The sequence below is a fragment of the Gluconobacter aidae genome, assembly GCF_009547075.1.
GTDB classification, from domain to species: Bacteria; Pseudomonadota; Alphaproteobacteria; order Acetobacterales; family Acetobacteraceae; genus Gluconobacter; species Gluconobacter aidae.
On record NZ_WIPH01000003.1, the window covers coordinates 64,928 to 78,002 of the forward strand.

The following is a 13,075-nucleotide window of genomic DNA, read 5'->3' on the forward strand; positions in this document are numbered from 1 at the left end:
TTCCTTCCATGCAGTCATCAAATGACATCAATCTTTCATACGGATGTCATATCCGTAACCTATAACACAAAACCGTTTACAGCGGCAGGGCGCTGCGAATTTCGCCGATCGTGAACCCGTTCCAGTTCCGCATGGTCTGCACGGCGGTTGCATCGAGAATGTCGCGGTCCGCGTCGTTCCGGCACAGGGTCTCGCCACCGAAGCGACGCATCAGGACAGACATGGCGACTTCCGCGGCGCGGTTGGCGCCGTCATCAGTCTTGATCGCCAGTCCAAGACCCAGTTCCGGCAGGGACGCGATCATCACGCCTTCCGCGCCCATCTTCACGAAGGCCCGCGTACCGAACCGGTCCATGATTTTCGTGTCATAGCGCCCTGTCCCCGCGATCATGAACGGATTGGCCGCCACGGCCTCACGAAGACGTGTGGCCGCACGGAAACGCCCTTCGGACAGTCCGGTTCCCGCGCCAAATCTTGCAAAACCTTTCGCAAGGGCCTTCAGCGGAACCGCATAGGTCGGCATCGAACAGCCATCCATACCCCGATTGGCGTCGTCATGCGGCGTGTCCATCATGGCGGCCAGCACATCCGTCACGCGGCGCTGGATCTCGTGGGATGGGTCGATATAGCCGGTCGGATCGACGCCCTGATCGCAGGACAGGCACACCATGCCCGCGTGCTTGCCCGAGCAGTTGTTGTGCAGCGGGCAGGCATCCTGATGCGCGGCGGCCAGAGCGCGACCGGCCGGTTCATAGGTGGGCCAGTGCGTCCCGCATTCCAGCGCCGTCGCATCGCGACCAACAGCGGCGAGCATCGTGGAGGCCATTTCGGCATGGGCCTTCTCACCACCGTGCGAGGCGCAGGCGAGTGCCAGCGCATCCGGGGTCAAGCCGAGACGGTCGGCAGCGCCACTCTCCACCAGTTCGATCGCCAGCAGGGATTTGACGGTCGAACGCGGGAAGACGGCAGCGTCCACATCCCCGCAGGACCAGACCACCCCACCATCGGCATCCACGACCACGGCCCGGCCCAGATGATGGGATTCCACACGTCCACCGCGCGTGACCTCGGCCAGAAGGCCCGATTGTGCTACCATAGAATTACGCTCCCTGCCTCTCATGATATTTCCGGACCGAGCACATAGCACGGACGGCCATCCTGACGATCCGCCGTCAGCCAGGGCTGGATCAGACGACGCCGGACGCGCACGATGCCCATTTCCCCGACTGCCGAAACATCCGCGAGGTCTTCCGCCAGATGCTTGGCCGTGCGGAACATGAGACTGTCCGCCAGTGGCAGGGCGGTTTCCACGAGACTTCGGGCGGTTCCGGCATCCGTCAGATGATACAGGAACGCCTCTCCCGCAGGGGGACAGAACCCGGCGGGATTCAGAAAACAGGCTTCGACCTCCGTCGCAGCCAGATGGGTGAGCGGCGGGATCCAGCCCAGAAGATCCGGCTGTTCCACCACCGGCGCGGCACCACGGGGCTGAACGCTGGCCGGTCGGTGACGGCGATACTTCGGCAGTTTTTCAAACAGGAACGCCGGCAACGGGGAACGGCGGCCCATGATGTCTCAGCCCGCTGTGGTTTTCGGACGCCGCACCGGCGTGACACCGGCCTTCTGGCAGGCCGCGCACAGGCCTTCGATTTCAACGGTCGCGGCCTCGGCGCGAAACCCCATGCTCTGCGCCGCGCGGGTCAGAACCGGGGCAATCGCTTCCTGCTCCAGTTCCCAGGCGCGATCGCAGCCGCGACAGATCAGGAACTGCGCGCGGTGCATCCCGGATGCGTCATGATGGTCGCAACCATGCGGACATTCCACGGCATGCGAACAGCCGACAAAGGCACTCAGCCGCTCCAGACGATGGATCAGGCTGTTCTCCAGCAGAAACTCCAGCGCGCGGTAAACCGTGGGCGGCGCGGCTTTCGGATGGGCGGGGCGCAGTCTGGCCAGAAGGTCATAGGCGCCGGAGGGCTTTTCGCTCGACAGGATCAGACCCAGCACCAGACGGCGGGTTTCCGTCAGACGCTGTCCGTGACGCTGGCACCAGTCAGCCGTATGGTCGAGGCGTTGAGTGACCTCGGGCGAAAAAGTCAGCACATCAGCAGGGGCAGAAGAATCCGGCATAGGTCTTAATATGGCATCCCCGTCGCCCTTTGCCGAGAGACCCGTGCGCAAACAGCGTCAGGTTGCGAACTGCCGCACCAGGTCACAGATCACGACCGGGTCGGTTTCCAGCATGACCTGCCGCCGGAGCTGGTCGCACTCTTCGAGCGTGAGAGTGCGGATCAGGCGTTTCACGCGCGGCAGAGACGCGGAGTTCATGGAAAAGGACCGCAGACCCAGGCCGATCAGCAGCGCCACGACACGTGGATCGGACGCCATCTCTCCGCAGACCGAGATCGGACGACGCGCCCGCAGCGCCGAATCCGCAGCCGCCTCAATCAGCCGCAGCACACCGGGATGGAGCGGGCTGTAGCGGTCCGCCACCATGGAATCCGCACGGTCCACGGCGAGCGTGTACATCGTCAGGTCATTGGTGCCGAGCGCCATGAAATCGGCGTGTCGGGCCAGCGTATCCACCGTGAGGGCCGCGGCTGGCGTCTCGACCATGATCCCAAGCGGGGGCAGCGGATCGGGGAGCGTGTGTCCCTTGCGCTTGAGGCGGCGCACGACGCGGTCATAAATCTCGCGCGCATCCACGATTTCGTCCGACGACGTGACCATCGGCAGCAGGATCCGCACCGGCCCGATGGCCGTGCCCGCTTCAGGCTCGGCGGCCCGCAGAATGGCCGCGAACTGCGTCTCCAGCACCTCCGGCACCCGGAGCAGCAAACGCACGCCCCGCAGACCCAGCGCGGGATTGTCGCCATCCGCCACCTGCTCCGCCAGACCCAGCCTGCGCATGCAGGCACGACCCTTCTCACCGCCCCAGTCCAGCACACGGATTGTCACGGGACGCCCGTCCATGGCCTGGACGATGGCGCGATAGGCGTCGGTCTGGCCGTCTTCGTCGGGCAGGTCCTCGCGTTCGCCGAACAGGAACTCGCTGCGCAGCAGGCCGATGCCCTTGGCGCCATTGCGCATCAGCATCGGCAGTTCCGCCGGCAGTTCCAGATTGGCGGAAAGCTCGATGTCCTCGCCGCTCTGAAGCTGGGCCGGCAGGCGCTTGAGGCGCCCGAAAGCCCGCTTTTCCCTGACTTCGCGCTGCGCGGATTCCGCCGCCAGACGCAGTTCGGTCTCGTTGGGGGAAAGCGTGACGGTGCCCAGATGCCCGTCCACGACCACCATCTCGCCTTCCTGCACCTGCGCCATGAGGTTCGGCACGGCAAGGATGGCGGGAATGTCGAGCGCGCGCAGCAGAATGGCCGTGTGATCGGCCCCACCACCGCCCTGCGTCACCACCGCCGCGATCCGGGCCGGGTCGATCATGGCGACATCCGCCGGACGGAGCTGCTCGGCCACCAGAACGGAGCCGGGCGGCAGGCTGGAAAACGCACGATAGGAAATGCCGGTCAGGTTCCGCACGAGGCGGCGGCCGATCTCCTCGAACTCACCCGCCAGACGCAGATTGGCATCGGCTTCCTGCGTGTTGTTCTCGCGCGCCACGGCCTCGGCCATGCGCGAGACCTGCAACGCCAGTTCCCGCGTGACTTCCGAAACGGCGGCCTCGGCGCACAGCCCCTCATCAGCGATCCGTTCCCGTACCTGACGTACCAGTCGTGACGGGCCGAGCATCCGCTCATAGACCATCAGAAGGGAGGCGATTTCCTCGCGGCCCTCTTCCGGCAGCCCAACCAGCCGGTCCCGCATCTTTTCGATCTGGTGGAATGCGCGCGCGATCGCCTCATCCAGCCGGACGCCCTCGGCTTCCGGCCCGATCGCGCTGTAGCGCTCGGTGATATCGGGAAGGGGGAGTTCCTCGACACGCCCGGCGGGGCCAAGCGCCATGCCCGGCGTGATCGCCTTGCCCTGAAGGAAAACCCCGGAGCGCAGGCCGCGGCGGGAAGAGCGGACGGAACGGCTGCGGATCGGTCGCCCTGAGGCTTCAGTCACGCTCGCCAAACCCGTCCGCGATCAGGGCCGCCAGCGCATCGAGCGCTTCAGCGGCCTGCGGGCCATGGGCGCGCAGCGTGACGTCCTGCCCTTCTCCCGCGCCCAGCATCATCAGCCCCATGATCGACAGGGCGGAGACGACATTGGTGCCATGGGCGATCGTGGTCTCGGCGTCAAAACGCTCGGCCGTGGTGACGATCTTGGCGGCGGGACGGGCATGAAGGCCCAGATGATTGACGATGGTGACGGTGCGGGGGGCAACTGTACCGGAAGAAAGGGTCGTGTCGCTCATTCAGTGAACTCAATTCAATGAACCGGCAGCGTACAGGCACGAGGCCCGCCATGGAGACAGGGGGCGGGAAGCTGTGACGCCACGGCGATATACTTCCGCCCGGCCATTGTGGCCTTTTCCACGCAGCCTGCAAGGTCCAGATCCCGCCGCGTTTTCGCCAGCTTGACCAGCATGGGCACATTCACGCCCGACACGACCTCGACATGACCCGGCTCCCGCAGGGAGAGCGCCAGATTGGACGGCGAACTTCCGAAAATATCCGTCAGCACCAGCACGCCGTCCCCGGTGTCGAGCTTCTGAAGAAGACGCTCGGCAGCGGGACGGAGCATCGCCGGATCATCATCATCCGCCACGCCCACCACGCCAACCTGTGTCTGGGGCCCCACGACATGCACCAGCGTTTCCAGAAGGACGTCCCCGAGGCGCCCGTGCGTTACCAGCATCAGTCCGATCATACCGTTGTGTCCTGTGAGGGATCCTGGGGTGGAACGGCCCAGCGCCAGGACGCCAGACCCTTGCGGGCGAGTTCGCGGTGCAGGACCATCATCGGTCCGACCGGTACGGTTTTCGGGAGAATACGGGCGAGTTCTTCAACGATCGTCACCGAACGATGACGACCGCCACTGCACCCGACGGCAATGGTGGCGTATTTCTTGCCTTCCGCGACGAAACGGGGGAGCACAAGCTCCAGCAGACTCTGGATATGGCCGAAAAATGCGGGATAGGCCGGGTCCGACTTCACATACTGCACCACCGCCTCGTCCAGCCCGGTCATGGGCTGAAGCGCGGGATCATAATGGGGGTTGCGCAAAAAGCGTGCATCAAAAACCATGTCCGCCTCGCGGGGCAGACCGGATGGATAGGCAAAGGACATCAACGCAACCGTCAGCCCTTCCCCGCCCGTACTGCCAAAGCGCGTCTCGATCAGTTGCCGCAGTTCCGGCGATGGCAGGTCGGACGTGTCGATGACGAGATCCGCATTGGCCCGCAGCGGGGCCAGAAGGGCGGTTTCCTGTTCGATTCCGGGAAGAATGGTGCCGCTGGACACCAGCGGATGGCGGCGGCGCGTGGCGGTGAAGCGACGCAGAAGGATTTCGGGCTCGGCCGTGGCGTAAAGGAGCTGGACCGAGCAGTCCGGCAGCAGTCGGAGGCGTTCGAGTTCTTCCAGCACGCGGGATGCCTCGAACCCGCGACTGCGGACGTCGATCCCGATGGCCAGATTCTGCCCGGCCCGTGAGGCGAGCGCCTGGATCAGGTTCAGGGGTGGGTTGTCCACGACCTCATGACCCAGATCTTCCAGAACCCGCAATATGGATGATTTTCCCGCTCCGGACAGACCCGTCACGATCAGGATCCGGCGGGAACCATGATCATATCCGGATATGGAGCCAGACTCGGGATGGTTCGCCGATGCCATGCGCCACACTCTAGCCGTTTTTCCCTTTGTGCGGAACTATTTCGCACCTTCACGTTTCCGCAACATTTTCGCCCGCCCCGGCAACCCATTCATAGGTGCCGCAGCAGGCCATCAGGGCCGCCCTGATCCGCGCCACCGTTCCCGGAAAACCGGGCTCCAGACGCAGCATGACCGCTCCCGTCCACGGGTCCCGGCAAGGCTCCGGCAGACGGGGCTGTCCCTCGCCCAGACAGACCCGCAGCCGCACCCTCGCATTTGTGACAAAAGATGTCCTAAGGACTCCAACCCCCCGAACCTCGATCAGCCCCGCAAGGCGTTCGGGGGCGGACGCCACGGCGCCGTCCAGCAGGACCCGGTCATCCGCCACGAGATCGAAACCCGCATCCATCAGCCGCAGGGCCAGTTCGGATTTCCCCGAACCGGGGGGACCGGAAATCAGCACGCCTTCCCCGTTCCACGCCACACAGCAGGCATGGACCGATCCTTCAGGCAGAAACGACAGGACGGACATGATGGATTGCGACCTCCACGGGAGCGGACTAAGACCTTGGGTCTGACAGGGGCATGACGGATCCCTGACATGGAGCAGGACCACGAACCCATGGGCGCATCCTTCCCTCACCAGACCGTCACCGTATATGGAGACGAAGTCACCTGCACCGATTTCAGTGGCTTCGGTCCGGACGGAGACCGTCCCGGCCGGCTGTCGGATGAATGTCAGGCCGCAGTTTCCGCCATTTCCGAAGCTCTGGCCGATCATGGCCTGACCCTGGGCCATACCCGGCACGTCGCCGCCATGATTCGCGAAGGCCAGACCTTCGCCCAGTGTCAGGCCGCCCTGAACGAGGCCCTGGCCGCGGCAAAACCCGCGCTGACCCTGCGGATCGTGCAGGGCTTTCCCCTGCCCGAGCAGCGCATCGCCCTCAGCCTGACCGCCACCCCGAATAAATAACAGCAAAATACGCCACTTTGTGGCGTAACGGACCGTTTTTACGGTTTTAGGGCTTCAGGAAGCGTTTCCGAACGGATTTAAGGCACGGAAAACAGAAACTGGCACGCTTCATGCATTGAAGATTTCCAGACGCCACGAGCGTCGGATTCCTCTTCAGGAGCTTCATGCCATGATCCGCTTTTCTTCCCTTCTGATCTGCGCCCTGTCTGCCAGCATTGTCCTGCCACTTCAGGCCGCTCGGGCTATCCCGACACAGGCCGGGACCCCTTCAGCCAGCACCATGCCTGCCAGCACCACACCTGCCAACACTGGCAGGGTCAGCATGACAGTCGATCTCTCTTCGCTGGATCTCACGTCCCGGAAGGACTGGGAAACGGCGACGCAGCAGGTCACCAAAGCCTCCCACGCCGTCTGCCATCAGCTTCAGGAAGAGGACTGGCTGCTCGCAACCGACGTGAACGACTGCGAACAGGACGCTCTCTCCGATGCCCGGACCAGTCTGTATGACCTGCGCGACCGGCAGCGGGCCAGCCGCCGGAACGGACATGTCTTCCTCGCCCTGTCCGCCAGGAAGTAACGGCCATGGCCCGACATCTTCTCCAGCTGCTGGTCCTGGCGCTGCCTTTTGCGGCAACGCTCGTGCCGGGCGTGATCGACGGGCTGTCCTCAGGGCCGGCCATCACCGTTCAGGACCCGGCCCGGCTGTCAGCCTCAGGACGCGCGGGGCAGCCGCACCACGAAACAGGCACCGCGGATCGCCCCGGACGCATCCATCCGGTTCTCGGCGAACAGACTGCCGCGCAGGGCGTGAATGATCTGCCGGCTGATCGCGAGGCCGAGTCCGGAATGCTGGCCGAAGTTCTCGGTCTGGGGCCGCTCTGAATAGAAACGGTCGAAAATGCTGTCGAGCTTTCCGGGCGGAATGCCGGGGCCCTGATCGGTGATGGTAATTTCAACCACGCTGCCGGTCCCGGGTCCTTCCCCGGCAATATCGCGCGCGCTGGCATGCAGGGCGATGACGCCCTTTGGCGGCGAGAACGACACCGCGTTGCCGATCAGATTGCGCAGGACCTGCACCAGACGATCTTCCACGGCCAGCGCCTTCAGCGGCGGGTCCTGATCGCGGACATCCAGCCGGAGCACGGGATCATCGTCCCGGCGCGTTGTCTGATGCATTTCCGCAAGGATGGACAGAAGGGCCACGACCGAGACAGGTTCGGGGCGCACGCGGGAAAGTTCCGCGTCGATACGGCTGGCGTCGGAAATGTCCGTGATCAGACGGTCGAGCCGTTTGACATCGCTGTTGATGATGCCAAGGAGCCGCTCGCGCCGATCCGCGATCTGGATGCGCGGAAGCGTCTCGATGGCCGAGCGGATGGAGGAGAGCGGGTTCTTGATCTCGTGGCTGACATCGGCGGCGAATCGTTCGATGTCATCCATCCGTGCCCAGAGCGCGAGCGCACTGCCCCGGAGCGAACGGGCCAGAACGCCGATTTCGTCACGCCGGGCCAGAAGCCGCTCCGGCACAAGGTCCTTGCGGCCATCCGTCTCGCGCATGTCGTTGGACGCACGCGCCAGCGTCAGCAGAGGGCGGGCGATCGTGAGCGACAGATACCAGGACAGCAGCACCGTCACGACCAGTGCCGCCAGAACCAGCGACAGGATCGAGGAGCGGACGGCAAACAGCGTGCGGTCCACTTCCGGCGCATGGCGGGTGAGCTGAATTTCGCCGACCGTCACGCCATCGCGCACGACCGGCTCCACCACCGTCACGACGAGTTGATGATCCTTGGTCCGCCGGATGAAGGGCGGCAGTTCGGCCTGGGAATGGAATGGCTGGGCATCCCGCGGGCCATCCATGGCAGTGTCGTTGGTGTCGAGCGTCACTTCCTCGCTGGAGGTCAGCGGCAGGAGCGACAGCAGCCAGTCGTAAAAACTTTCAAGAATATTGTTCCGGGGCGGCTGCCATGATCCCCCATCGGCCGGATCGGGGGCGGCATGATCCTGTTTGCCACGCGGGGCCGTGCGACTGTCCACGACAAGCTTGCCGTCCGGATCGAACAGCAGGGCATGGGCGTTGGGGCTCGGCTCGGTCAGGCGGGCCAGCAGGGGGCGGGCCTGCGCGACGTCCAGCTCCAGGTTGCCGCCGGGCGCCGGATGGCCGGGCGCATGGGCGCTGACCCGGACGGCGGACTGCCCCAAAGCTCCGGCATAGATATGGGCCTGCTCGCGCAGGGCGTTGACGTCGGTTTCCAGCAGGCCGTTCTGGAACTGGTCCAGAAACAGCAGCGTCACCGCGAGAAGAGCCAGCGGCAGTGCGTTGAGGAGCAGGATCCGCACCAGAAGCGGCGAGGCCAGACGTCGCCGCGACAGGGAGATTTCCGACGCCCGGCGGGGGCGCAGACGTTTCAGGATTTTTGCGCCGCCCCTTCGCAGGACCTCGCCCGGCCCCGCGCGGGCCGATTCGGCACGGCGCCGGTCGCGGCCCTGTTCGAGCCGGTCGACGTCGAGCGCGTGACCTGTCGGGAAGGAGGCGGAGTCATCATCCACGCGCGCTTACTCGTCCCGGTAACGATAGCCGATGCCGTAGAGCGTCTCGATCTGGTTGAACTCATCGTCCACCTGACGGAACTTCTTGCGGACGCGCTTGATATGGCTGTCGATCGTGCGGTCATCGACATAGATGTTGTCGCCATAGGCGGCGTCGATGAGCTGATCGCGGGACTTCACCATGCCCGGACGCAAAGCGAGCGCCTTGACCAGCAGGAACTCCGTGACCGTCAGCGCGATATCCTGTCCGCCCCACAGGCACTGGTGGCGCGTCTCGTCCAGCGAGAGCTGGCCGCGTACGATGGCGGACCCGACGGCGGCAACGCCCGTGGCCTCGGCCCGGCTGGCATCCTGACGGCGCAGCAGGGCACGGATGCGCTCGATCAGCAGGCGCTGGGAGAACGGCTTGGTGATGTAGTCATCAGCCCCCAGGCGCAGGCCCATGAGCTGGTCCAGTTCCTCGTCCTTGGACGTCAGGAAAATCACCGGCAGGTTCGAGCGCGCACGCAGGCGCTGGAGCAGTTCCATACCGTCCATGCGCGGCATCTTCACATCCAGAACCGCGAGGCTGACGGGGCGCGAGGTGATGCCCTGGAGCGCGCTTTCGCCATCGGTATAGGTGTGGACGGTGAATCCTTCGGCTTCGAGCGTCATCTGGACCGACGCGAGAATGTTCCGATCATCGTCCACCAGCGCGATGATTGGCGCTGCGGAGGCTCCGGACAGCGGCTGCGAGGCAGGCGCGGGCGGCGCGTAGGGGGTTCGGGGCGTCTCCATGAGGGGTCCGTCTGCTGAGAACTGTTGCGACTTTTTACCTATAACCCATGATCCATGATGGCGGAAAATAGGCTTTTCAGTGACATGATGCGTCGCTATGCGACAGCGCAACCCTTGTCTTTGAGACAATCAGCGTTATCTCCTGAAGAAGAACGGGGCCGCATGATGGCCCGTCCCACTAAAGAAGGTCGTGACATGACAGACCACAATGCCTCGCCGGAAACGGCCCACGACGTGCCTGAACAGGGCGTCGAGACCTCCGGCACCAATACTCCGGGCCACGAAACACCGGGCATGAACGAAACCGGCGGTGAAACGCTGGAAGAGACGACTCCCGAAGCCCGGATCGAGACTCTTGAAGCACAGGTTGCGGAACTCAAGGACCGCTGGGTCCGTTCCGAGGCCGAAAGCCAGAACATCCGCGCCCGCGCCAAGCGCGACATCGAGGATGCGCGCCAGTACGCCATCCAGAAATTCGCCCGTGACGTGGTCGAGGCTGCCGAGAACCTTCAGCGCGGCCTGGCGTCCCTGCCGCCGAAGACCGAAGGCGAGGACGTCCTCATCACCAAGCTGCGTGAGGGAATCGAAGGCACCGAGCGGTCCTTCATCAACATTCTCGAACGCCACGGCATCACCTGCGAAGACCCGACCGGCAAGCCGTTCGACGCCAACCTGCACCAGGCCATGGCAGAACAGCCGTCCGACCAGCATCCGTCGGGCCATGTCATGCAGTCCTGGACGCCGGCATGGCTGCTCAAGGGCCGTCTGCTGAAGCCCGCCATGGTCGTTGTGGCCAAGGGTGGGGCGCAGGCTGCTTCGCAGGGCGTCGACAAGACGGTCTGATCCTTTCCCCCCAAGCAGAGGGGCGAAGGACCGAAATCCCACGTCCGGGATTTCTTTGCGGAACGGCAACCGTGAATGGTTGGCGTTCCGCAACACCCTGCTAAAGTCGGCCCATGAGTCGCATTCTTGTCATAAAGCTCGGCGCCCTGGGCGATTTCGTTCAGGCCTTCGGAGCTTTCGCGTCCATCCGGGCCGCTTTTCCCCACGCCACACTGACCCTCCTGACCACTGCGCCCTTCGTGGATCTGGCCCGTGCTGCGCCGTGGTTCGACGAAATCCTGACGGATGACCGTCCGTCGATGGGCAACCTGCCGGGGCTGTGGCGCCTTTCCAGAAAACTCCGCGGCTACGACCGGGTCTTCGATCTTCAGACCTCGGGGCGTTCAAAAACCTATTTCCGCCTCGCCGGACAGCCCGCAAACTGGTCCGGCATTTCCGACGGATGCTGCCATCCGCACGGCAATCCGTCGCGCAACGACATGCACACACTGGCCCGACTGGATGACCAGCTTCATGACGCCGGCGTCACGCCCCTGCCCCGCAGTGTTCCGCGCTGGCTTGAGGGGCATGGGCCTGAAATCACCGCGCCCTACGCCGTTCTGGTGCCGGGTGCGGCATTCCACCGCCCGCAGAAACGCTGGCCTACGTCGCGCTTCGCCGAGATCGCCAATACCCTCGTGGCCAAAGGCATCCGTCCGGTCATCGTGGGAACGCAGGCCGAGGCTCCGCTGGCTCAGGACATTCTGCGCCTCTGCCCCACCGCCCTCGACCTGACGGGCCGGACCACGCTTCTGGAACTGGCCGGCGTACTGGACCGGGCGCAGATCGTGATCGGGAACGACACCGGCCCGATGCATCTGGCCGCCGCGATGGACACGCCCTGCATCACGCTGTTCGGCCATGACAGCGACCCGCGCCTGACGGCTCCCCTCACCCCCACGGCAGGCCGGGCGGATCTGATCGTGGTGCCTGATCTGGCGATGCTGCCCACATCCCGGATTCTGACCTGCATGGAGGCAATGCTCTCCCGATGACCCGGGTCCGCTGCGTCATGATGCAGAAGAACGAGGCGACGCTGCTGGAGCCCTGGATTCTGTGGCACGCGGCGATCTTCGGTTTTTCAAACCTGACCGTCATCGATAACGGCTCGACCGATCCTGTGGTTCTGGACATCCAGACGCGGTATGAAGGCAAAGGGGTCCACATCGTCCGGGATCATGCGTCCCCCGGCGATTTCCTGCACAAGGGTGACGTCATTGCCGGGATCATCCGGCAGTGGGATGCGGACGATGCCTGCGATTTTGCCGTACCACTGGATTGCGACGAGTTCCTGACGGTCTTTCTGGACCAGCTTTCGCTCGATCCGGAGGTCATCCGGCGGCAGTTCGATTATCTGGTGCAGGAAAACGCCACGTTCATCACGGACCGGCTTCTGCTGAACGTGCCGGAGGCTCCGGATTACTATCTGCCCCAGATCGTGCGGCGCGGGCTGTTCCGGGCGCAGACGATCGTCAGTCTGGATCGCGGATTTCACAACCCGCGGAGCATCTATCCCGAGCGCCACGTCCGCACGCCGTTCGCGCATCTCCATCTGCACAATCGCCCGGACTATGAAGAAATCCGTCGTTTTGCCCGGCAGAAGCTGGATGCTTCGGAAACCGGCGAGATGCTGGAGCATCCCCAGGACGGGACGCATCTTCGCTTCTATTTCGAAACCGGCTCCGAGGATTTTGCCGCCGGATATCGGCCCGTTCCGAACATCTATGCTCCCGTGATCGCACAGCGCCTGCGGGAGTTGGGGATTGATCCGGATATCCTGCTTGGAACCGGCGATACCATTCCGCATCCACCCCTCAACATTCCCTCCGGCTTTCTCGCGCATCGGGCACGGGAGGACGGGCAGCAGCACGAATACCGGCTGTTCGATCCGGTTTTCTACGCCCGGAACAACCCGGACGTGGCGCAGGATACCTATTACGGGATCTGGCCGCTCGTCCATTATCTGACCTGTGGATGGGATGAAGGCCGGCAGTCCGATCCCGGCAATGTCCCGCCGCTTGTGTTTCAGATGGACAAAGCGACCTGAAAACGGACTGTCTGCCTGTCTGGGGGTTGCAGCGCGGCGGGGATTGAGGCCATTTACCCGTTCATTTTTCGGCAGAGCGATCTGCCGTCCCCACTCGCA

The 13,075-nt window shown here is 64.2% G+C and carries 15 protein-coding genes; 5 read left to right on the plus strand and 10 right to left on the minus strand.

The annotated features are described in order from the left end of the window. Positions 1–76: 76 nt before the first annotated feature. From GFJ39_RS02500 to GFJ39_RS02535, 8 genes are read right to left on the minus strand one after another with little or no spacing between them, the layout of a single operon-like run. Entirely contained in the window at positions 77–1,096 is a 1,020-nt protein-coding gene (locus tag GFJ39_RS02500; protein ID WP_153429493.1) for an asparaginase, read from the minus strand. A 20-nt stretch (positions 1,097–1,116) separates the two neighbouring features. Beyond that, positions 1,117–1,569 carry a hypothetical protein gene (locus tag GFJ39_RS02505; protein ID WP_153429495.1) on the minus strand — a complete coding sequence of 151 codons (453 nt, stop codon included), beginning with the start codon at positions 1,567–1,569 and terminating at the stop codon, positions 1,117–1,119. A gap of 6 nt (positions 1,570–1,575) precedes the next feature. Next, positions 1,576–2,130 carry a Fur family transcriptional regulator gene (locus GFJ39_RS02510; RefSeq protein WP_153429497.1) on the minus strand — a complete coding sequence of 185 codons (555 nt, stop codon included), beginning with the start codon at positions 2,128–2,130 and terminating at the stop codon, positions 1,576–1,578. Positions 2,131–2,187: 57 nt separating this feature from the next. Further along, a complete protein-coding gene (ptsP, locus tag GFJ39_RS02515; RefSeq protein ID WP_325062797.1) occupies positions 2,188–4,059 on the minus strand; it encodes a phosphoenolpyruvate--protein phosphotransferase in 1,872 nt (623 codons plus the stop codon). Beyond that, entirely contained in the window at positions 4,052–4,351 is a 300-nt protein-coding gene (locus tag GFJ39_RS02520) for an HPr family phosphocarrier protein (protein WP_153429501.1), read from the minus strand. Before GFJ39_RS02520 ends, ptsP begins: the two co-directional genes overlap by 8 nt. A 14-nt stretch (positions 4,352–4,365) precedes the next feature. Next, on the minus strand, positions 4,366–4,806 hold the full coding sequence (locus GFJ39_RS02525; protein WP_153429503.1) for a PTS sugar transporter subunit IIA: 441 nt from the start codon (positions 4,804–4,806) through the stop codon (positions 4,366–4,368). Then, on the minus strand, positions 4,803–5,768 hold the full coding sequence (rapZ, locus tag GFJ39_RS02530; protein ID WP_153429505.1) for an RNase adapter RapZ: 966 nt from the start codon (positions 5,766–5,768) through the stop codon (positions 4,803–4,805). The genes GFJ39_RS02525 and rapZ overlap by 4 nt, the downstream gene beginning before the upstream one ends. 49 nt (positions 5,769–5,817) lie before the next feature. After that, entirely contained in the window at positions 5,818–6,279 is a 462-nt protein-coding gene (locus tag GFJ39_RS02535) for an HPr kinase/phosphorylase (RefSeq protein ID WP_153429507.1), read from the minus strand. Positions 6,280–6,348: 69 nt separating this feature from the next. Between GFJ39_RS02535 and GFJ39_RS02540 the strand changes: the two genes are divergently transcribed. Together GFJ39_RS02540 and GFJ39_RS02545 are read left to right on the plus strand one after the other, a co-directional pair. Beyond that, a complete protein-coding gene (locus GFJ39_RS02540) occupies positions 6,349–6,720 on the plus strand; it encodes an endoribonuclease L-PSP (protein WP_228391748.1) in 372 nt (123 codons plus the stop codon). A 169-nt stretch (positions 6,721–6,889) separates the two neighbouring features. Further along, a complete protein-coding gene (locus GFJ39_RS02545; RefSeq protein ID WP_153429509.1) occupies positions 6,890–7,297 on the plus strand; it encodes a UrcA family protein in 408 nt (135 codons plus the stop codon). Positions 7,298–7,431: 134 nt separating this feature from the next. On the opposite strand, the gene GFJ39_RS02550 is transcribed toward GFJ39_RS02545, so the two are convergent. Together GFJ39_RS02550 and GFJ39_RS02555 are read right to left on the minus strand one after the other, a co-directional pair. After that, positions 7,432–9,270, minus strand: a complete 1,839-nt coding sequence (locus GFJ39_RS02550; protein WP_325062798.1) for a stimulus-sensing domain-containing protein — start codon at positions 9,268–9,270, stop codon at positions 7,432–7,434. A 6-nt stretch (positions 9,271–9,276) separates the two neighbouring features. Next, on the minus strand, positions 9,277–10,047 hold the full coding sequence (locus tag GFJ39_RS02555) for a response regulator transcription factor (RefSeq protein WP_153429511.1): 771 nt from the start codon (positions 10,045–10,047) through the stop codon (positions 9,277–9,279). Positions 10,048–10,209: 162 nt separating this feature from the next. Here GFJ39_RS02555 and GFJ39_RS02560 point away from each other — a divergent pair, with 162 nt between their 5' ends. The 3 genes from GFJ39_RS02560 (at position 10,210) to GFJ39_RS02570 (ending at position 12,976) form a co-directional block, all read left to right on the plus strand. Further along, on the plus strand, positions 10,210–10,890 hold the full coding sequence (locus GFJ39_RS02560; protein ID WP_194285263.1) for a nucleotide exchange factor GrpE: 681 nt from the start codon (positions 10,210–10,212) through the stop codon (positions 10,888–10,890). A 113-nt stretch (positions 10,891–11,003) separates the two neighbouring features. Then, positions 11,004–11,924 (plus strand): glycosyltransferase family 9 protein, encoded by a 921-nt coding sequence (locus tag GFJ39_RS02565; protein WP_153429515.1) that lies wholly within the window; start codon positions 11,004–11,006, stop codon positions 11,922–11,924. After that, positions 11,921–12,976, plus strand: a complete 1,056-nt coding sequence (locus GFJ39_RS02570) for a glycosyltransferase family 2 protein (protein WP_153429517.1) — start codon at positions 11,921–11,923, stop codon at positions 12,974–12,976. The genes GFJ39_RS02565 and GFJ39_RS02570 overlap by 4 nt, the downstream gene beginning before the upstream one ends. Positions 12,977–13,075 lie beyond the last annotated feature (99 nt).